17 protein-coding genes are annotated in these 19,101 nt (G+C 56.5%); 10 read left to right on the forward strand and 7 right to left on the reverse strand.

Features of this window, described 5'->3' with window-relative positions; translation table 11 throughout:
- Nucleotides 1-4 precede the first annotated feature (4 nt).
- From mnmG to LC334_RS07470, 4 genes are read left to right on the forward strand one after another with little or no spacing between them, the layout of a single operon-like run.
- Nucleotides 5-1,867, forward strand: coding sequence for a tRNA uridine-5-carboxymethylaminomethyl(34) synthesis enzyme MnmG (mnmG, locus tag LC334_RS07455; RefSeq protein WP_085799960.1), 1,863 nt, complete (start codon nucleotides 5-7; stop codon nucleotides 1,865-1,867).
- Nucleotides 1,864-2,475 carry a 16S rRNA (guanine(527)-N(7))-methyltransferase RsmG gene (rsmG, locus tag LC334_RS07460; RefSeq protein WP_085799959.1) on the forward strand — a complete coding sequence of 204 codons (612 nt, stop codon included), beginning with the start codon at nucleotides 1,864-1,866 and terminating at the stop codon, nucleotides 2,473-2,475. Before mnmG ends, rsmG begins: the two co-directional genes overlap by 4 nt.
- Nucleotides 2,468-3,277 (forward strand): ParA family protein, encoded by an 810-nt coding sequence (locus LC334_RS07465; RefSeq protein WP_085799958.1) that lies wholly within the window; start codon nucleotides 2,468-2,470, stop codon nucleotides 3,275-3,277. The genes rsmG and LC334_RS07465 overlap by 8 nt, the downstream gene beginning before the upstream one ends.
- A gap of 20 nt (nucleotides 3,278-3,297) precedes the next feature.
- Nucleotides 3,298-4,209 (forward strand): ParB/RepB/Spo0J family partition protein, encoded by a 912-nt coding sequence (locus LC334_RS07470; protein WP_085799957.1) that lies wholly within the window; start codon nucleotides 3,298-3,300, stop codon nucleotides 4,207-4,209.
- Here the strand turns inward: LC334_RS07470 and LC334_RS07475 are convergent.
- Genes LC334_RS07475 through rph form a run of 4 tightly spaced genes read right to left on the reverse strand, consistent with a single transcriptional unit; the run spans nucleotide 4,199 to nucleotide 7,022 of the window.
- The gene (locus tag LC334_RS07475; protein WP_085799956.1) at nucleotides 4,199-4,552 is read right to left on the reverse strand and encodes a YbaN family protein; all 354 of its coding nucleotides are present in this window, start codon (nucleotides 4,550-4,552) and stop codon (nucleotides 4,199-4,201) included. The genes LC334_RS07470 and LC334_RS07475 overlap by 11 nt on opposite strands.
- Entirely contained in the window at nucleotides 4,552-5,742 is a 1,191-nt protein-coding gene (gene hemW, locus LC334_RS07480) for a radical SAM family heme chaperone HemW (RefSeq protein WP_223412910.1), read from the reverse strand. Before hemW ends, LC334_RS07475 begins: the two co-directional genes overlap by 1 nt.
- The gene (gene rdgB, locus LC334_RS07485; RefSeq protein ID WP_085799954.1) at nucleotides 5,705-6,313 is read right to left on the reverse strand and encodes an RdgB/HAM1 family non-canonical purine NTP pyrophosphatase; all 609 of its coding nucleotides are present in this window, start codon (nucleotides 6,311-6,313) and stop codon (nucleotides 5,705-5,707) included. The genes hemW and rdgB overlap by 38 nt, the downstream gene beginning before the upstream one ends.
- Entirely contained in the window at nucleotides 6,306-7,022 is a 717-nt protein-coding gene (gene rph, locus LC334_RS07490) for a ribonuclease PH (protein ID WP_085799953.1), read from the reverse strand. Before rph ends, rdgB begins: the two co-directional genes overlap by 8 nt.
- A 123-nt stretch (nucleotides 7,023-7,145) precedes the next feature.
- Here rph and hrcA point away from each other — a divergent pair, with 123 nt between their 5' ends.
- From hrcA to LC334_RS07505, 3 genes are all read left to right on the forward strand, one after another.
- Nucleotides 7,146-8,210 (forward strand): heat-inducible transcriptional repressor HrcA, encoded by a 1,065-nt coding sequence (hrcA, locus tag LC334_RS07495; RefSeq protein WP_085799952.1) that lies wholly within the window; start codon nucleotides 7,146-7,148, stop codon nucleotides 8,208-8,210.
- An 11-nt stretch (nucleotides 8,211-8,221) separates the two neighbouring features.
- Nucleotides 8,222-8,782 carry a nucleotide exchange factor GrpE gene (locus LC334_RS07500; RefSeq protein WP_085800062.1) on the forward strand — a complete coding sequence of 187 codons (561 nt, stop codon included), beginning with the start codon at nucleotides 8,222-8,224 and terminating at the stop codon, nucleotides 8,780-8,782.
- 118 nt (nucleotides 8,783-8,900) lie between these two features.
- Entirely contained in the window at nucleotides 8,901-9,950 is a 1,050-nt protein-coding gene (locus LC334_RS07505; protein ID WP_085799951.1) for a TPM domain-containing protein, read from the forward strand.
- A gap of 7 nt (nucleotides 9,951-9,957) precedes the next feature.
- On the opposite strand, the gene LC334_RS07510 is transcribed toward LC334_RS07505, so the two are convergent.
- Both LC334_RS07510 and mutS read right to left on the reverse strand, forming a co-directional pair.
- Complete coding sequence (locus LC334_RS07510; RefSeq protein ID WP_223412911.1) at nucleotides 9,958-11,922, reverse strand: CocE/NonD family hydrolase; 1,965 nt, start codon at nucleotides 11,920-11,922, stop codon at nucleotides 9,958-9,960.
- Entirely contained in the window at nucleotides 11,919-14,522 is a 2,604-nt protein-coding gene (gene mutS, locus LC334_RS07515) for a DNA mismatch repair protein MutS (protein ID WP_085799950.1), read from the reverse strand. The genes LC334_RS07510 and mutS overlap by 4 nt, the downstream gene beginning before the upstream one ends.
- A gap of 164 nt (nucleotides 14,523-14,686) precedes the next feature.
- Between mutS and LC334_RS07520 the strand changes: the two genes are divergently transcribed.
- The gene (locus LC334_RS07520) at nucleotides 14,687-16,942 is read left to right on the forward strand and encodes an NADP-dependent malic enzyme (RefSeq protein WP_085799949.1); all 2,256 of its coding nucleotides are present in this window, start codon (nucleotides 14,687-14,689) and stop codon (nucleotides 16,940-16,942) included.
- A gap of 81 nt (nucleotides 16,943-17,023) precedes the next feature.
- On the opposite strand, the gene LC334_RS07525 is transcribed toward LC334_RS07520, so the two are convergent.
- A complete protein-coding gene (locus tag LC334_RS07525; protein WP_085799948.1) occupies nucleotides 17,024-17,488 on the reverse strand; it encodes a MarR family winged helix-turn-helix transcriptional regulator in 465 nt (154 codons plus the stop codon).
- A gap of 101 nt (nucleotides 17,489-17,589) precedes the next feature.
- On the opposite strand from LC334_RS07525, the gene LC334_RS07530 reads away from it, so the two are divergent.
- Both LC334_RS07530 and LC334_RS07535 read left to right on the forward strand, forming a co-directional pair.
- The gene (locus LC334_RS07530) at nucleotides 17,590-17,958 is read left to right on the forward strand and encodes an antibiotic biosynthesis monooxygenase family protein (RefSeq protein WP_085799947.1); all 369 of its coding nucleotides are present in this window, start codon (nucleotides 17,590-17,592) and stop codon (nucleotides 17,956-17,958) included.
- Between the two features lie 37 nt (nucleotides 17,959-17,995).
- Nucleotides 17,996-19,081 (forward strand): CDGSH iron-sulfur domain-containing protein, encoded by a 1,086-nt coding sequence (locus LC334_RS07535; protein WP_085799946.1) that lies wholly within the window; start codon nucleotides 17,996-17,998, stop codon nucleotides 19,079-19,081.
- Nucleotides 19,082-19,101 lie beyond the last annotated feature (20 nt).

The following is a 19,101-nucleotide window of genomic DNA, read 5'->3' on the forward strand; positions in this document are numbered from 1 at the left end:
TCACGTGAAACATTTTGATGTTGTGGTGATTGGGGGCGGCCATGCCGGGGCCGAGGCAGCGCATGCTGCCGCTCGTATGGGCGCGACAACTGCACTGATCACGCTCGATCGGCTGGGTATCGGCGTTATGTCGTGTAATCCAGCGATCGGTGGGTTGGGCAAAGGCCATTTGGTTCGCGAAGTTGATGCGCTTGACGGGGTCATGGGACGCGTTGCTGATGCGGCGGGCATTCAGTTTCGCTTGCTGAATCGTCGCAAAGGCCCTGCCGTGCAAGGTCCGCGTGCTCAGGCAGACCGCAAAATCTACCGTGATACCATGCTGGCCGAAGTGGAAGAGCAGGAAAACCTGAATGTTGTTGTGGGCGAGGCCTGTGATTTCATCATGTCGGGGGAGCGTGTGGCCGGGGTAGTTCTTAATGACGGAAGCGAGATACGGGCCAGCGCGGTTGTGTTGACCACGGGTACGTTCCTGCGCGGGGTTATCCATATCGGTGATGTGTCACGCCCGGGTGGCCGTATGGGCGATAAGCCGTCGGTCAAGCTTGCCGAAAGAATTGATTCCTTTGATCTTTCGCTGGGGCGATTGAAAACCGGCACACCGCCGCGCCTTGACGGTAAAACCATTGATTGGGCGCAGTTGGAATCTCAACCCGGCGACGACGATCCGGCGTTGTTTTCCTTCTTGTCCGACCGACCGGCCGCCAGGCAGGTATCCTGCGGGATCACCCATACAAATGAAAAAACCCATGATATCATCAGAGAGAACCTTGAGCGCTCGGCGATGTATGGCGGCCATATTGATGGCGTTGGCCCGCGCTATTGCCCGTCAATTGAAGATAAAATCGTGCGTTTTGCTGATAAAAGCTCGCATCAGGTATTTCTGGAACCCGAGAGCCTTTCGGACAATGTGATTTATCCCAATGGCATCTCGACCTCGCTACCACAAGAAGTGCAGCTTGATTATGTGCATTCGATCAAAGGATTGGAAAACACGACGATCCTGCAGCCCGGCTATGCCATTGAATATGACTATGTTGATCCGCGCGCGCTTGATGCCACGCTCGTCGTCAAAACCATTCCTGGCCTATATCTTGCGGGTCAGATTAACGGAACCACAGGATACGAGGAAGCAGCGGCGCAAGGCATGGTCGCGGGCCTCAATGCTGCGCTGGCCGCCAAGGGCGATGGACCTGCTCTTTTTAGCCGGTCGGACAGTTATATCGGCGTGATGGTGGATGATCTGATCACGCGCGGGGTATCGGAACCCTATCGCATGTTTACATCCCGCGCGGAATTCAGGCTTTCGCTGCGGGCGGACAATGCCGATCAACGGTTGACGCCCAAGGCAATTGAGCTTGGATGTGTCAGTTCGGAACGCCGTGAGGCTTTCAATTCAAAAATGGAACGTATCTCTGCGGGCCGTGAGCGGTTGGAAGAGCGAAGCTTTACGCCCAAGCAACTCGCCGATATTGGCCTGAAGGTGAATCAGGATGGTACCCGAAGGACAGCGTTTCAGTTATTGTCTTTCCCTGACGTTGATTTTTCGGCGTTGCTGATGCTGGATAGTGAACTGGCGTTAATAGACGGTGATACGCGGGCGCAACTGGAAAAGGACGCGCTTTATGCAAATTACATCGAACGCCAGAACCGGGATGTCGAACTGCTGAAACGTGACGAGGCGCAGGGCATTCCGGCGAATTTCGACTATTCAAGCATTCCGGGCTTGTCGAATGAGCTTAGGTCCAAGCTTTCCGCCGCGCGCCCGGCCAATCTTGGTCAGGCCGGAAGGATCGACGGAATGACACCCGCTGCGTTGACGTTGGTAATGGCGCGTCTTCGTCAGGATCGACGCGGGAAATCGGCATGACGGCGCAGGGTGCGTTGAATGTTTCACGTGAAACAGAAAGGCGGTTGTCAATTTATGCCGACCTGCTTCGCAAATGGAGTCGGTCGATCAATCTTGTTTCAAAATCAACGATAAGCGACATGTGGACGCGCCATATCGTTGATTCTGCTCAATTATTTAAGATTGCACCACATTCTATCAGCCATTGGGCTGATCTTGGGTCCGGGGGCGGCTTTCCCGGCCTCGTGGTGGCGATCATGGCGATGGAGACCGGATCACCTGAAAGAATAACGCTCGTTGAAAGTGATATTCGTAAATGCACCTTCCTGCGTACAGTCATCCGCGAGACGGGCGCGCCGGCCCAGGTGGTGACCGACAGGATCGAGAAAGTGGCGCCCCTTCAGGCCGATGTTCTGACTGCCCGGGCACTGGCGGATTTATCGACCCTTCTGGGCTTCGCTGAACGGCATATGAAGCCGGATGGTGTGGCTATATTTCCCAAAGGGGCGAACTGGCAAAAAGAAGTGGAAGAGGCGCGAACCAAGTGGCATTTTGATTATTGGTTTGCTAAGAGTGAAACCGAAACCGGCCCCGTCATTTTGTGCATAACAGGAGTTTCGCGTGTCTGACCCGACTCGTCCGCGTGGACCCAAAATCATCGCAATCGCCAATCAGAAAGGCGGCGTGGGCAAAACCACAACGACGATCAATCTTGCTGCCGCGCTGGCCGAAACAGGTAATCGCGTTCTGATTGTCGATCTTGATCCACAGGGGAATGCGTCGACCGGGTTAGGTATTGATGCGGAAAATCGTGAATTCACCACTTATGATCTGCTGTTGGACGATGTTGATCTTGTCGATGTGGTTCAAAAGACCGCTGATGACGACCTTCTGATCATTCCGGCGACGGTCGATCTCAGCTCTGCAGATATCGAGCTTTTTTCCAATGAAAAGAGAAGCTTCCTTTTACATGACGCCCTGCGTCAAACCGCGATGGATGATTACGAGCTTGATTATATTCTGATTGATTGCCCGCCGTCGCTGAACCTTCTGACGGTGAATGCGATGGTTGCAGCGCATTCTGTCCTGATCCCGCTGCAATCGGAATTTTTTGCGCTGGAAGGTGTGTCGCAACTGATGCTGACCATCCGTGAAGTGCGTCAGACGGCTAATCCCAATCTGCGGATTGAAGGTATTGTATTGACGATGTTCGACATGCGTAACAACCTGTCTGGCGCAGTTGAAAAGGATGCTCGCGACAACCTGGGGGAATTGGTGTTCAAAACCCGGATCCCACGCAATGTCCGCGTCAGTGAAGCGCCATCCTACGCGCTACCGGTGCTGGCCTATGATACCGCCTCAAAAGGCGCGCAGGCGTATCGCGATCTGGCTCAGGAACTTATCAAGAATCAACCGCGAGTCGCTGCCTGAGCGAGGGGAAGGACCAAGGAATGTCGAAGAAACCTCAAAAGCAACGGGGCCTTGGGCGCGGATTGTCGGCGCTGATGGCAGATGTCACCGAAGATACCGGGGTAAGGAGCGACGCAACGCCTGCCCGTCCCGATCTATTGGTGCCGATTGAAAAGGTCGCGGCAAACCCGGATCAGCCTCGCCGTAGTTTCGATAAAGATCAACTTGCCGATCTCAGCGCTTCAATTGTTGAAAAAGGTATCATCCAGCCGCTGATCGTCCGGGCAAGGCCGGGGCATGCGGGTGAGTATGAAATCGTCGCGGGCGAACGCCGTTGGCGCGCTGCGCAGATGGCCAAACTGCACGAGATCCCGGTGCTGGTGCGCGAATTCACCGATACCGAAGTGCTGGAAGTTGCGATTATCGAGAACATTCAGCGGGCCGATTTGAACCCGGTAGATGAGGCCGCTGGATACAACCAGTTGATGGAAAAATTTGGGCACACACAAGATAAGCTATCCCAAGTGCTTGGGAAAAGTCGCAGCTATATCGCAAACTCGGTTCGCCTCCTGACATTGCCAGCCGAGGTTCAAGTATATCTTCGAGATGGCAAGCTTTCAGCCGGCCACGCCCGCGCGCTGATCACCGCTGATGATCCGGTCGGGCTTGCACGGCTGGTTATCCAGAAAAACCTTTCGGTCCGCGAGACGGAAAAGCTGGTGAAAAGCAGTGCCGAAAGCGCGGGTGCTAATACAAGGAAACCGGCCAAAACAGCGTTAAAACCCGCCAAAGACGCCGATACCAAAGCGCTTGAGGGCGATTTGTCTGCCAATCTTAGAATGAAAGTGTCGGTCGATCACAAGGCAGGTACCGAGGGCGGTCAGATGACGATCAAATACAACTCTCTTGACGAGCTGGATGATCTTTGCCGCCTGCTAAGCGTCAGCCGTTAGGTCTGGTCCAGATAAAGACGGTCACACAGCCAAGCGTGATTGCCTGAACGATAAGAATCACAGGGCGCAGTCCCATCACAAGAGAGATTCCGAAAACGGCCAGGATCGACAGCGTTGAAATGCGCTTTATCCGCGGGCTGATGGCGCCATTCTGGTTCCAATCTTCGATAACCGGTCCGAAGCGTGGATGTGTTAGTAACCAATTGTGCAGACGTTCGGAGGAGCGGGCAAAGCAGAACGCGGCCAGAAGGACAAACGGCACCGTGGGCAACAAGGGTACGGCAATGCCGATGATCCCCAATCCTAGGCTCAAAAGACCCAATGTTACCCAGAGCAGCCGCATTATATTCCTGACAAAAATTCTATGATAATGGCATTCAACAGCATCCGCCCCTGATCTGTCACGCAAATTCGCTCGGGCGTTGCCGTGATCATTCCCAGATCCACCAATTTCGTGGTGGCTTCAGACGAAAGCGGCTGTCCGGCCAATCTTTCATATCTAACGGGATCGATGCCGTCGGCAATGCGCAACCCCATCATCAGATATTCATCCGCTTGCTCTGGCCCGGCCAGTATGGTGCGCGGTTTTTCAGTGGTGCCGGATTGCGCACCCGTTAGCCATTTTGCCGGCGATGAAAACGCCTCGGTTGCATAACGGTTGCCATGCTGCGAAATGCGCCCATGCGCGCCGGGACCGATGCCAATATAATCGCCATAGCGCCAGTAGATCAGGTTGTGGCGCGACTCGGCTCCCGGTTTCGCATGGTTGGACACCTCATAGGCGGGCAACCCCGCAGCGTCACAAACCTCTTGCGTTGCCTGGTACATATCTGCGGCTAGGTCATCCGGCGGCAGACCACGTAATTTCCCGGCCGCATAGCGATCAGCAAACGCGGTGCCGTCTTCGATTGTCAGCTGGTAAAGTGACAGGTGATCGGCGGCCATCGCCAAGCCATCGCGTAGCTCTGATTGCCAGTCTTCCAATGTCTGATCCTGACGTGCATAAATCAGGTCAAAGCTAACACGATCAAAGCAGTTCGTTGCAATATCAAAGGCTTGTCGAGCTTCCGCGACCGAATGAATGCGCCCCAATCGGCGCAGATCGGCATCATTCAGGGCTTGTATGCCCATCGAGACGCGTGACACACCTGCCTCGGCATATCCGTGAAACCTCCCAGCCTCGACCGAACCCGGATTGGCTTCCAGCGTCACTTCCAGATCGTTCACCTGCGGCCAGCTTTCACGCACCCGTTCCAGAATGGCAGCCACCACATCAGGATCCATCAGGCTGGGCGTGCCGCCGCCGAAAAACACCGAACTCAGCACCCGCCCCGGCAACAGTTCGGCGTAGCGATCAATCTCGCGTAAATAGGCATCTTTCCAAGCGGTCTGATCGATCTCGCGGGCGACATGGCTGTTGAAGTCACAATAGGGACATTTGGCCTGGCAGAACGGCCAATGCAGATAAAGGCCGAAGCCCCCGATTTGCCAGTTCTCAGGCAAACGACCCAGCAACCAGTTTGGCGAAGGCATCCGCCCGGTGACTGATGCGGTTTTTCTCCCATCGGTCCATTTCGCCGAAGGTGATGTCATAGCCGTCGGGCATGAAGATCGGATCATAGCCGTGCCCCTGACTTCCCCGCATCGGCCAGATGATCTGGCCCGCCACATTACCGGGGTAAACCTCGTCATGCCCGTCGGGCCAAGCCAGAACCAATGTACAGCAAAACCGCGCCTTCCAGGGCGGTTCGGCACCGGTTGCCATCAGTTTTTTGTGGGTGTTGGTCATGGCCATGACAAAATCACGACCAGACTCTGTTTCGGCCCAATCTGCGGTAAAAACCCCCGGCGCGTTGCCCAATGCGTCGATTTCAATGCCGGAATCGTCCGAGAGCACAGGTAACCCGGTGGCCCTGGTCGCTGCATGCGCCTTGATCCGGGCATTGCCGACAAAAGTTGTTTCGGTTTCGTCGGGTTCACTCAGCCCTTTTTCGGCGGCGCCGACGATCTGAACACCGAAAGGCTTCAGCAGCGCGGCGATTTCTTCCAGCTTGCCCGCGTTATGCGTCGCAACCAGAAGGGTATCGCCCTGAAACTTACGCACCGGTCGCCGCCAGTTGTGCTGCCACCAGCTCGTCTACGCCTTTTTCTGCAAGATCGAGCAGCTGGTTCATCTGATCGCGGGAATAGGTGGAGCCTTCGGCGCTCATCTGTACCTCGACCAGGCGTTTCGAGGCGGTCATGATGAAATTACCGTCAACACCCGCTTCGCTGTCTTCCGGGTAATCCAGATCGAGCACGGGCTGGCCTGCATAAATTCCACAACTGACCGCCGCGACCGGATCGGTCATCGGATCGCTGATCACATCGCCTGCCTTCATAAGTTTGCCAACCGCCAGCCGCAAGGCCACCCATCCGCCGGTGATCGAAGCACAGCGCGTGCCACCATCAGCCTGAATGACATCGCAATCGACGGTGATCTGCCGCTCGCCCAACGCCACCCGGTCAACACCCGCGCGTAAGGATCGCCCTATCAGCCGTTGGATTTCCACGGTCCGCCCGCCTTGCTTGCCGGCAGACGCCTCGCGCCGCATCCGGCTGGTGGTCGAGCGGGGCAACATCCCGTATTCCGCAGTGACCCAACCCAGTCCGGACCCCTTGATAAAGGGCGGCACTCGATCTTCAATCGTGGCGGTGCACAGCACATGGGTGTCGCCCATGCGGATCATGCAGGACCCTTCGGCATGTTTTGTCACTCCGGTTTCGATTGAAACCGGCCGCATCTCGCTTAAATCTCTACCTGAAGGGCGCATCGTTTTATCCTTATGACTGTCGCGCTTGGGGATACAGGGCGCCCGACCTGAAGTGCAACCCCGATTGACCTTTTGATCGACGCACCCTTTAGTACAGGCCGTAAACCGCACAGCACAGGCATCATGAGTGATAGCACTAAAATTCTGGCCGAGATGAACGAACGCTCGCGCGAGGTATTCCGCCGGGTGGTCGAAAGCTATCTATCGAACGGCGATCCGGTCGGCTCGCGTACCCTGACCCGCGAAATGAGCGAAAAGGTCAGTGCGGCGACGATTCGTAATGTGATGCAGGATCTCGAATATCTCGGGCTGCTCGACAGTCCTCATATCAGTGCAGGGCGTATTCCCACGCAGGACGGCCTGCGGATGTTTGTCGACGGCTTGCTTGAGGTCGGAGATCTGGAAAATACCGACCGGCGAATGATGGACGCGACGCTTGGCAGCAATTCTGATGACGTTGCTGCCGCGCTAGATCGTGTGGGCGCAGCGCTTTCGGGCGTCACGCAAGGCGCATCGCTGGTGCTGGCGCCCAAACACGAGGCGCCGATCAAACATATCGAATTCGTGGGCCTTGGCCACGATCGCGCCCTTGTGGTGTTGGTCTTTGCCGATGGGCATGTTGAAAACCGGGTGTTCAACCCGCCCCCCGGTCAGACGCCCAGCTCGATGCGCGAGGCGGCGAATTTCCTCAACGCGCTGATCGAGGGCAAGACATTGTCCGAGGTTCAGGTTTTTATTGCCGAACAGATCGCGGCACGGCGTCAGGAGATTGACCAGCTTTCCCATGCGCTGGTCGAAAGCGGTTTGGCGGTCTGGGATGATGACGGTGATACCTACGAGCGCCTGATCGTTCGAGGCCGGGCGAATCTGCTGAACTCGGAGGCAGGCGAAGAGGATCTGGAACGTATCCGAACCCTGTTTGACGACCTTGAACGCAAGCGCGACATTGCGGAATTCCTTGAACTGACCGATGAAGGCGAAGGTGTGCGCATTTTTATTGGCTCTGAGAACAAACTTTTCTCACTTTCGGGTTCCTCTTTGGTGGTCTCTCCCTATATGAACGCTGATCGAAAGATTGTTGGTGCGGTCGGCGTGATTGGTCCGACGCGCCTGAACTATGGACGGATCGTGCCGATTGTGGATTACACGGCACAACTGGTCGGTAAATTGATCGCCGATCGGGGTTAGAGGTGAAAGACATGGCAGAAGCAAAAAAAGACGAATTTCTCGATGACATTGAGCAGGCCCTCGCAGAGGAAACCGAGTTTGAAACCGCTGAAATAACCGACGAGGCGGCTGAAATAGATGAACTTCGTGCGGAACGTGACGCCTATCAGGATAAGTTCATGCGCGCGCTTGCTGATGCCGAAAACGCCCGCAAGCGGTCCGACAAGGACCGGCTTGAGGCGGCGAATTACGGCGGCTCGAAACTGGCTCGCGATATGCTGCCGGTCTATGACAACATGAAGCGCGCCCTCGAATCTGTGACCGACGAACAACGTGCCGCAGCGCCTGCGTTTTTTGAGGGGATTGAGCTGACGATGCGTGAGCTTCTGAATGTTTTCTCAAAACATGGTATCCGGCTGATTTCACCCGAAGTTGGCGATCCGTTTGATCCGCAGCATCACGAAGCGATGTTCGAGGCCCCTCTTCCGGGCACCAAGGCAGGCGACATCATCCAGATTTCCGCCGAAGGTTTCATGATGCACGACCGCATCCTGCGTCCGGCGCAAGTCGGCGTCTCGTCGATGAAGGGCTAGCTTCCGTTCCGATTGTGACTTTGCGCAACTAAGTCCAACTACGTCCAAAATCCGATCCGGAGGATTCCAATGGCGCCAGATTTGCCCTAGGGTCTGCCATAAAAAGGCAAGTCCAAACATGAGCAGAGTTTTAGCAACCCTTCTGGCTCTATTTCTTTTTGTGCCTGCGACACAGGCCCAAACCTACCCCGATTATTCCGAAATCTATGTCAACGATTTCGCCGATCTGCTGACGAATGAGCAAGAGAGCAGCATTCGCGCAGATCTAAACGAATTGCGCACCGAGACCGGTATCGAATTTACCGTCGTCACCATCGAAACCATGGGTGACTACGGCTACTCCGGTGCAATCGAGCCTTTTGCTACCGGGCTTTTCAATCATTGGGGCGTGGGCGATGCCGACCGCAATGATGGGGTCATGATGCTAATCTCGCGCTATGACCGCGAAATGCGGATCGAAGTCGGATCGGGCTATGGCTCCGCCAAGGATGCCCCGGTGAAAGAGATCATTGATAATGTGATCATTCCCGACTTCCGCCAGGATGACTATGCCAGGGGCATTGCCGCGGGCGTCGAGGTGGTGATTTACGACCTGACGGGCAGTCGGCCGGGCGAATATGGGGCACCTTTTTACGTCAAGGCGTGGAATGCGTTGATACGTCTGATCTCGGGGTTGGGCGAATGGATTTACGCGATTGCCGCACCGCTTCTTGTGCTCCCCGTGAGGGCGTATCGACGCTGGAAGCGCAACCATCCCCGTATCTGTCCGAATGACGGGCAAAAAATGTCCCGCCTCGATGAAGGTTGGGACGACGACCACCTGAAAGAAGGCCAGATCACCGAAGAACATCTGAAAAGCGTTGACTACGATGTCTGGCTATGTCCGCAATGCGATCATGTGACGATCGAGGCTTACCGCGCCTGGTTCAGTCAATATGGTGCGTTCCGCAGTTGTAAGTTTCGGACGCTGGAGGGTGAGACAACAACGGTTGATCCCGCCACAACCAAGTCAACCGGCAAACAGCGGATCGACTATCAATGCCACCATTGTCACGACACCTATACCGGCTGGCGTACCATCCCCAAGAAAAGCGAAAGCGGCTCCTCTTCGTCTTCGTCGTTTGGCGGTGGTTCTTCAAGTGGCGGGGGTGCCAGCGGTAGCTGGTAGGTCGGCGTCAACGGGGAATCGTGTCTGAATACTGCTTTTCGAAAACCTGCATGTTGCCTTCGTAAGCTTCGACATGCTGCTCAATCACAAAATGATCCGTCTTACCCTGCATCCGTGTGGTCACTTTGCTGCTGACCTCCCAATCGTCGCGGCCCAGTGATCGGGTCCAAATGATTTCAACCTGGGCACTGGCGGGATCGTCTTGCGCGATCTCCCATTTTTCCGACACCGTGCTTTCAGTGATCAAGCCGTTCCTGATGTCTTTCTGACGCCCGTGATCGCCAAAAATCTCCAGGACTCTTCGGCCCGTTTCCGGATCATCGCACCATTCCTTGTGCTCAGTCCCCGCCTTCAGTTGCTGGTAGGGGCGTTTCTCCATCTCTCCCGGCGGGTCGAAATGACAGGGCCTGATCTTGTCAGAATCAAGCCAGGGTATGGACAGTTCGCCACCACTTAATGTCAACGATACCTCCCTGCCCTCGGGCCAGCAATACGGCCAGTAACTGGACGAGATCGCCAGCCGTAACCGATGCCCTGCTGGCAGATGATAAGCCACCTGATCCAACACTAAAGATACATCGCAGACCTCGCCGGGCGTCAGGTTTCTGGCCTCTTCAAACCCGTCGCGATGGCGCAAATTCAATAACCCCATCGTTATCAGCGCTGAACTACCATCTGGCCGCAGATCGCAAAGCCGCACGACAATCTGAGCGCGATGTCCATCTGCTGCGATTCTCAACCTGACGTTCGGCGCGCCCAGCATATCGCGACCTGTTTCCGTTGGCGCGCTGTCGAAACACAATGAAAGCGCATCATCGCAGCTTTGATCATCGGGCAATTCACCCGGCCCGAAGCCGAAAGGAAAAAATTCACCACAGCTCTGCCCGCATGTAAAATCAGTCTCTAACACCGCAGAAAATGCGGATTTATCATCCAATCCGTTCTTGCCAAGTGGCAGTGTTTCCGTGATTGCACACGCCTTCGGTTCGTCGGGCAGCGCGACCCAACGTCCGGGACGAAAGCCAAGCGACGGATCGGGTTTAACACTGTCCATGACATAGGCCCGATAGGCCGGATCGTCCTCTACACCTGTCTCTTTGCCTTTGAGCCAGTGATCCCACCATCTGAGCGCCTCACCCAGATAATCGATCGACGGACCAATGGTGCTGATATTGGGGTATTTGTGGCTCCAGGGTCCAGCAATCCCTTTGACCGGCGCGCTCAGCCCCTCGACCATGGCCGCCATTGCGTTGCGATACCCGTCATGCAGCCCGCCCATGACCAGCACCGGCGCCTTGATCGCGCTGAAATCCTCGCAGATCGACCCATGTTTCCAATAGTCATCGCGGTTGGGATGTCCTGCCCATCTGCTTGCCAGAAATGGTGCGTTTTCCAACCGCTCCAACCACATCTCGCGCCAGCGGTTATGGCCAACCAGTTCCGGATCCGGCGGCATCGAAAACCACGATGAAACCGTTGCCGCCCAGCCAATATTCTCGCTTAGCTGAATACCGCCCTTGTAGTGAATGTCGTCATGGTAACGGTCGACGGTGGTGCCGATGCTGATCACCGCCTTCAACGGCTTGGGCGTGCGTGCGGCCAGTTGAAGGCCGTTAAAACCGCCCCAACTGATCCCCTGAATGCCGACATTACCATCACACCAGGGCTGCGCGGCGATCCAGTTGATCAGATCGACACCGTCCCGTAACTCCTGTTCCGAATATTCGTCGTCAAACAGCCCTTCGCTATCGCCGCAGCCGCGTCGGTCGACCCGCAAGCATACATATCCGTGGCGTGCGAAATGCAGATGCATGCCATGATCGCGAGCTGCCGTGCCATCGGATTTCCGATAGGGCAAATATTCAAGTATCGCTGGAACAGGCTCTGTTTTTGCCCCGTCGGACATCCAAACACGGGCCGAAAGTCGCGTACCATCCGGTAGAGGGATGCCCATGTCCGGATAGATTTTCACTTCATCAGATCCTTGAGTTCGTAGATCAGATTAAGCGCATCGCGGGCCGTCAGATCGTCGGGTAAAATTCCAGCTAGCCGATCCTCCACTTCGGATGCCGGTACCGGCGCGGGCGGTGGTGACGGCGTCGCGGCAAAAAGTGGCAGATCATCAATCAGCGCCTTTTGAGCGGTTCCGCCCTCACGCTCTCCCTTCTCCAGCGCATCCAGAACCACCCGTGCGCGGGCCACAACCGCTTCGGGCAAACCGGCGAGTTTGGCGACCTGCACGCCGTAAGACCGGTCCGCCGCACCTTTGCGCACTTCGTGCAGGAAAATCACCTCGCCCTCATGTTCCTTGACTGCGACGGTAGCGTTTTCGACCCGCTCCAGCTTGTCGCTCAGATTGGTCATCTCGTGATAATGCGTGGCAAACAGCGCCCGGCAGCCGTTCACATCATGCAGATGTTCCAGCGTCGCCCAGGCAATGCTGAGCCCGTCATAGGTGGCCGTGCCCCGCCCGATCTCATCAAGGATGACCAGCGCATGATCGTCCGCCTGGTTCAGAATGGCTGCGGTTTCGACCATCTCGACCATGAAGGTCGACCGCCCGCGCGCCAGATCGTCCGAGGCCCCGACCCGGCTGAAAAGCTGACTGACCAACCCAATATGCGCCGCCCGCGCGGGCACGTAGCTGCCCATCTGCGCCAGCAAAGCAATCAGGGCGTTCTGGCGCAAATAGGTCGATTTACCCGCCATGTTCGGCCCGGTCAGCAACCAGATATCCGCGCCCTCGCCCAGATCGCTGTCGTTGGCGATAAACGGCGCGCCGGATTGCGCGCGCAGCGCCGCTTCTACCACCGGATGCCGCCCACCTTCGATGCTCAGCGCGCGGCTTTGATCAACTTTGGGGCGGCACCAGCTTTCGCCAAGCGCCAGATCTGCCAAAGCGGTGGCCAGGTCAAGTTCGGCCAGCGCCCGCGCTGCCGCTGAAATCTGGGCCGATTGTTCCAGAATTGCGGCTTTTAGGCTGTCATAGAGCCGCTTTTCAATCTCAATCGCGCGACCGCCCGCGTTCAGGATCTTGGTTTCCATCTCGCTCAGGGGCACCGTGGTAAATCGCACCTGATTGGCGGTGGTCTGACGATGTTTGAAGGTTTCACTCAGCGGCTCTGACAACATCTTGTCGGCATGGGTGCTGGTTACTTCGACAAAATATCCAAGCACGTTGTTGTGCTTGATCTTTAGCGATTGCACCCCGGTCAATGTCGCATAATCCGCCTGCATCCCCGCAATCACACCGCGGCCTTCGTCCCGCAGCTTGCGACATTCATCGAGTTCAGCCTCAAACTCTTCAGCTATGAATCCGCCATCTCGGGTCAGCAGCGGGGGTTCGGCGATCAGCGCCTGTTCCAGCAGGTCGAGCAATTTATCATGGCCGATCAGCGCGTGGCTCGCCTCGCCCAAAAGTGCTGGCAATTCCTTTGCGTTCAGCAATTGCGATATCTCAGCGGCCTGTTCCAGCCCGTTTCGAACGGCGGCTAAATCGCGGGGCCCGCCCCGATCAAGCCCAAGCCGCGATAGCGCCCGATCCAGATCAGGCACCTTGCGCAGCGCCTCGCGCAGATCGGCGGAAAATCGGGGCTGTTCGACCGCGAATCCAACAGACTCCAGCCGGGATTGGATCATGTCCAATTGCCGCGACGGGCTGGACAGGCGACGTTCCAAAAGCCGCCCGCCTCCGGCGGTTACCGTCCGATCAATCGCCGACAGCAGTGATCCGGCGCGCCCACCGCCAAGTGCATGGGTCAGCTCAAGATTGCGTCGCGTCGCCGCGTCAATCTGCAAGACCTGCTGGTGATCTTCACGCACCGGTGGGCGCAAAAGTGGCAGCTTCCCCTTCTGGGTGATGTCCAGATATTCGACAATGGCGCCCATCGCTGCCACTTCGGGGCGTGAAAACGTGCCATATGCGTCCAGAGCGCTGACGCCAAAAAGAGCACAGAGCCGCCGTTCGGCCCCGGTACTATCGAACGCCGCCCGCCCCAAAGGCGTCAGCGATGCACCTGATTCAGTTACTATTTCACCCAAATCCGCATCATCGGCAACCACCACTTCGCTGGGCGCAAGCCTCGCCAGTTCTGGCCCCAGTCGCACAGCAGATATCGGCATCACCCGGAAGGACCCGGTTGAGATATCAACCCAGGCCAGGGCGCAGTCACCGCGAACATCGGCGAAGCTGGCAAGGTAGTTATGCCGCCGCGCTTCCAGAAGGCTTTCTTCGGTCAGCGTTCCTGGGGTGACCAGCCGCACTACATCGCGCCGCACCACGGATTTCGAACCGCGTTTCTTAGCCTCGGCGGGGTTTTCCATCTGCTCGCAGACCGCCACGCGAAACCCCTTGCGGATAAGCGTCAGCAAATACCCTTCGGCTGAATGTACCGGCACGCCGCACATGGCGATATCCTCGCCCAGATGTTTGCCGCGTTTGGTTAGCGCGATATCCAGTGCAGCACTTGCCGCGACCGCATCATCGAAAAACAGCTCATAAAAATCGCCCATCCGGTAGAATAGCAGCGCATTTGGATATTGCGCCTTGATCTCGAGATATTGCGCCATCATCGGCGTTACGGCTGATTTTGCAGACGTCACGAACTTACCCCCTCGGTTGCCCGGAACCTTACAAACCGACGGGCCCGGGTGAAAGCCAAATCAGCCATCCGGTTGAGGCTTGGTGAAAGCCCCGCTATGCAGTGGCATAACGCATCAGATTACAGGCTCTCGTCATGGCGAAAACCAAGTTCACCCCCGAAGAGGCGTTGGCCTTCCACCTCGAACCGACCCCCGGCAAGTTCGAGATTACGGCGACTGTGCCGATGACCACGCAGCGCGATCTGAGCCTTGCCTATTCGCCGGGCGTTGCTGTGCCCTGCCTCGCCATCGCGGAAAATCCGGAAACGGCCTATGATTACACCAACAAGGGCAACCTCGTTGCGGTCATTTCGAACGGGACCGCGGTGCTGGGTCTGGGCAATCTGGGCGCGCTCGGCAGTAAGCCGGTGATGGAAGGAAAGGCCGTTCTTTTCAAGCGCTTCGCCGATGTGAATTCGATTGATATCGAGCTTGATACCGAAGACCCCGAGGCATTCATCAACGCGGTAAAGCTGATGGGGCCGACATTTGGCGGTATCAACCTTGAAGATATCAAGGCGCCCGAATGTTTCATCATCGAGCAGCGCCTGAAAGAGGTGATGGATATCCCTGTCTTTCACGATGATCAGCACGGCACCGCAGTGATCTGCGCCGCCGGTCTGATCAACGCGCTGCATCTGAGCGGCAAGAAGATCGAGGATGTGCGCATCGTTCTCAACGGTGCCGGGGCTGCGGGCATTGCCTGTATTGAATTGCTGAAATCCATGGGTGCACAACATGGCAATTGCATCGTTTGCGACACCAAAGGCGTGATCTATCAGGGCCGAGAGGCCGGCATGAACCAGTGGAAATCCGCCCATGCGGCTAATACCGATCTGCGCACCCTCGAAGAGGCGATGAAGGGCGCCGATGTCTTTCTTGGTGTTTCGGTCAAGGGGGCCGTGACAGAAGATATGGTCGCCTCGATGGCCAGTGATCCGGTGATTTTTGCCATGGCCAACCCTGACCCCGAGATTACGCCGGAAGAGGCGCACGCTGTGCGTTCCGATGCGATTGTCGCCACCGGGCGCAGCGATTATCCCAATCAGGTCAATAACGTGCTTGGATTCCCCTACCTCTTCCGCGGTGCGCTTGACGTGCATGCCCGAGCCATTAACGACGAGATGAAGATCGCATGTGCCGAGGCGTTGGCCAAGCTGGCGCGCGAGGACGTGCCCGACGAGGTCGATATCGCCTATGGCCGAAAGCTGCATTTCGGCCGTGATTACATCATCCCCGCCCCGTTCGATCCGCGCCTGATCTATACGATCCCGCCCGCCGTCGCGAAGGCCTGCATGGAGACCGGTGCCGCGCGGCGGCCCATCGTTGACATGGACGCCTATGAGGTGACGCTGAGATCGCGGATGGACCCAACCGCCAGCATCATGCGGTCGATGAATGCCCGTGCCCGTGCGGCACAGGCCCGCATGATCTTTGCCGAGGGCGATGACCCCCGCGTGCTGCGGGCTGCGGTGCAGTACCAGCGGTCGGGCTTTGGCCACGCGCTGGTTGTCGGGCGCGAGGTCGATGTGAAAGAAAAACTCGAAGCCGCTGGAATGGGTGACGCGGTGGCCGAGCTTGAGATCGTCAATGCCGCCAACACCGACCACCTCGATGAATACAAGGACTTCCTCTATTCCCGGCTGCAACGCAAAGGCATCGACATCCATGATGTGCATCGCCTGGCCGCGCGTGACCGGCACGTGTTTTCATCTCTGATGCTGGCCCATGGACATGGCGACGGGCTTGTCACCGGGGCGACGCGGAAATCGGCGCATGTGCTGGAATTGATCAATCATGTCTTCGACGCAGATGCCGAACACGGTGCCGTTGGCGTCACCGCGATCATGCATAAGGGCCGGATCGTTTTCATCGCCGACACGCTGGTGCATGAGTGGCCGGATCAGGAGGATCTGGCCAATATCGCCGAAAGCGCCGCCGAGGTCGCTCGCGATATGGGGCTGGAACCGCGTGTCGCCTTTGTCAGCTTTTCAACCTTCGGCTACCCGAAATCGGAGCGAGCAGAAAAGATGCATCTGGCGCCAAAAGTGCTGGAAGAACGCGGTGTCGATTTCGAATTCGAGGGTGAAATGACGGTGGATGTGGCGCTGAATACCGCCGCGCAAGAGGCGTATCCGTTCCAGCGCCTGACCGGCCCGGCCAATGTGCTGGTGGTGCCCGCAAGGCATTCGGCGTCGATCTCGGTCAAGCTGATGCAGGAAATGGGTGGCGCGAATGTGGTGGGCCCGATCCTCGCGGGTGTCGACAAGTCGATCCAGATCTGCTCGACCAACTTTACTGCCAACGACATTCTGAACATGGCGGTGCTGGCGGCCTGTAAGGTGGGGTGATTTTTGTCGGATGACTGGTTCGAGCCCATTTATCAGATGCTGCTAGTCGAACTAAGGTCGGTTTTCAGAAGAAAACTCGTCCTAAGGCTGCGAAGTTTCTCGGAGGCGTTTCTTTAGCAGGCCGACGATCTCTTGCGCGGTTGCGATATCATCTAAAGACAGACCTTTGGAAAGATCATTCACCCACGGAACTTGTAACGCGATGGCGGCATCAAACAGTTTTTGTCCTTTAGAAGTTAGGACAACAAGATGCGCACGTTTGTGATGAGGATTTGGTTGGAATTCAACAATGCCTTCCTTTTCCAACTCGTTTACAATGCGTTGAACCCCCTGCCGATGAACACCCATCGTTCGAGCATGCCACGCGACTGACTCAGGCCGGTCGGCATAGGCGATCGCTCCGAGTATTTGCCAGCGCGCGCTGGTCAACCCAAGCTCTGCGACGAGCCGATCACCAGCAAGTTGTAATCGACCATTTAGTCGAAACACATCCAATATCAGCGCTGTCACCGCTTCTCCGGTCTCGGTCCATTGTTCATTCGCCATGCCGGATTCTTATTATATTGACAATGTGTTGTCAAATTGATTAGGAAGCTTAAATTGACAACATGATACCAAATTAGGCAACCACTCACGGAGTATGATAAATGGTCAAGTTCGAACCACTCGATCCAAAGTTTCCGATTGAACAGCAACTGGGCCTCGACACTGGTCCCGTAGTTTTGGTTAACCTTTTCACCATCGATCCGGCTGATCACGACGCTCTGATTGAGGCCTGGAAGGGTGATGCGCTGTGGATGAAAAAGCAGCCAGGTTATATCAGCACGCAAATGCACAAAGCCGTTGGCGATAGTGGCACGTACCTGAATTACGCCATTTGGGGCTCTATCGCTGACTTCCGTGCCGCGTTCTCTAATCCAGAATTTCAAGAAGCACTCAGTCATTATCCTTCGAGTGCAATCACGGCGCCACATCTGTTCGAAAAGATCGCCGTTCCGAACTGCTGTACGGCCTGACAGAGCACTGCGCCAAGCCAAATAATAGGAGTGACTTATGAAGACACGCATTCACGCGATTGCAGGCGGCATCGGTTTTCTGATGATCCTCCTTTTCTGGACGTCCACAGCAATCAGTGAATTGTTTGCGGGCCACGAGACGATAGCCGCGGTCAAGGCTCTGATTTTGAAGGGCATGTTCATCCTTATTCCGGCAATGGTGATTGCCGGCGGATCAGGCACCGTGATGGGCAAAAACCGGACGGACGCAAAGGCTCTCGCAAAGAAAAAACGCATGCCTCTTATCGCAATGAACGGGCTCCTGATCTTGCTTCCCTCGGCATGGTTTTTGGCTGGCAAGGCCGCTGCGGGGGAATTCGATACGGTATTCTACACGGTTCAGGTGATTGAGCTGATCGCTGGCGTAGCAAACCTGACCATGATGGGCCTGAACATCCGCGATGGTCTGACAATGACGGGCAGGATTGGTGGTTCCGGTGCTCGATCAACAGACACACCTCAGCCCATGATCGAAGAGCGGCCTGCCGGGCCACTGGTTGCCAAATCCAATCCCCGGCTTACCAACTACGCGGGCCAAGAGCTCGAAACCCGTTCTGTCGTTGCCTTGTGTCGATGCGGCCAGTCCAAGAAGAAACCCTATTGTGATGGATCACACAGCGAAATCGGCTTTTCGACCGAACCTTCTCGAGATCGCACACCCGATGGTGTGAAGGTCTTTGACGGTAAACAGATTGACATCCATTACAACCGGCTGGTGTGCTCTCACGCAGGAGAATGCGGAGCACGACTGAAGGCCGCCTTTGACACCAAACGAGACCCCTGGATCGTTCCGGACAACGCTACCCCGGATCAAATCAAGGAGGTCGTAGGGGCGTGCCCGTCCGGCGCGCTGTCCTGGAGTGAGCCAGGCGGACAAGCACAGCATATCATCGGTGAAAAACCGGGTATCACAATCGAGAACGACGGGCCTTATCGTGTCACGAGGATTCCGTTGGCGTCCGGTGTTCAGGCGGAAGGAGCGTCACCCGACAAATATGTCTTGTGCCGATGCGGCGCTTCGAAAAACAAACCGTTCTGCGATGGATCGCACTCCGACATTGGCTGGACAGACAAATCAACGTGAACACCCAATAGGAATGATCC

The organism is Roseovarius aestuarii (assembly GCF_019966515.1).
Classification (GTDB): Bacteria; Pseudomonadota; Alphaproteobacteria; order Rhodobacterales; family Rhodobacteraceae; genus Roseovarius; species Roseovarius aestuarii.

Coding starts and splice junctions, on each gene's coding strand:
- rsmG (WP_085799959.1), top strand. CDS start 1,864: ATGACGGCGCAGGGTGCGTTGAATGTTTCACGTGAAACAGAAAGGCGG.
- LC334_RS07470 (WP_085799957.1), top strand. CDS start 3,298: ATGTCGAAGAAACCTCAAAAGCAACGGGGCCTTGGGCGCGGATTGTCG.
- LC334_RS07475 (WP_085799956.1), bottom strand. CDS start 4,552: ATGCGGCTGCTCTGGGTAACATTGGGTCTTTTGAGCCTAGGATTGGGG.
- hemW (WP_223412910.1), bottom strand. CDS start 5,742: ATGCCTTCGCCAAACTGGTTGCTGGGTCGTTTGCCTGAGAACTGGCAA.
- rph (WP_085799953.1), bottom strand. CDS start 7,022: ATGCGCCCTTCAGGTAGAGATTTAAGCGAGATGCGGCCGGTTTCAATC.
- hrcA (WP_085799952.1), top strand. CDS start 7,146: ATGAGTGATAGCACTAAAATTCTGGCCGAGATGAACGAACGCTCGCGC.
- LC334_RS07500 (WP_085800062.1), top strand. CDS start 8,222: ATGGCAGAAGCAAAAAAAGACGAATTTCTCGATGACATTGAGCAGGCC.
- LC334_RS07505 (WP_085799951.1), top strand. CDS start 8,901: ATGAGCAGAGTTTTAGCAACCCTTCTGGCTCTATTTCTTTTTGTGCCT.
- mutS (WP_085799950.1), bottom strand. CDS start 14,522: ATGATGGCGCAATATCTCGAGATCAAGGCGCAATATCCAAATGCGCTG.
- LC334_RS07520 (WP_085799949.1), top strand. CDS start 14,687: ATGGCGAAAACCAAGTTCACCCCCGAAGAGGCGTTGGCCTTCCACCTC.
- LC334_RS07525 (WP_085799948.1), bottom strand. CDS start 17,488: ATGGCGAATGAACAATGGACCGAGACCGGAGAAGCGGTGACAGCGCTG.
- LC334_RS07530 (WP_085799947.1), top strand. CDS start 17,590: ATGGTCAAGTTCGAACCACTCGATCCAAAGTTTCCGATTGAACAGCAA.
- LC334_RS07535 (WP_085799946.1), top strand. CDS start 17,996: ATGAAGACACGCATTCACGCGATTGCAGGCGGCATCGGTTTTCTGATG.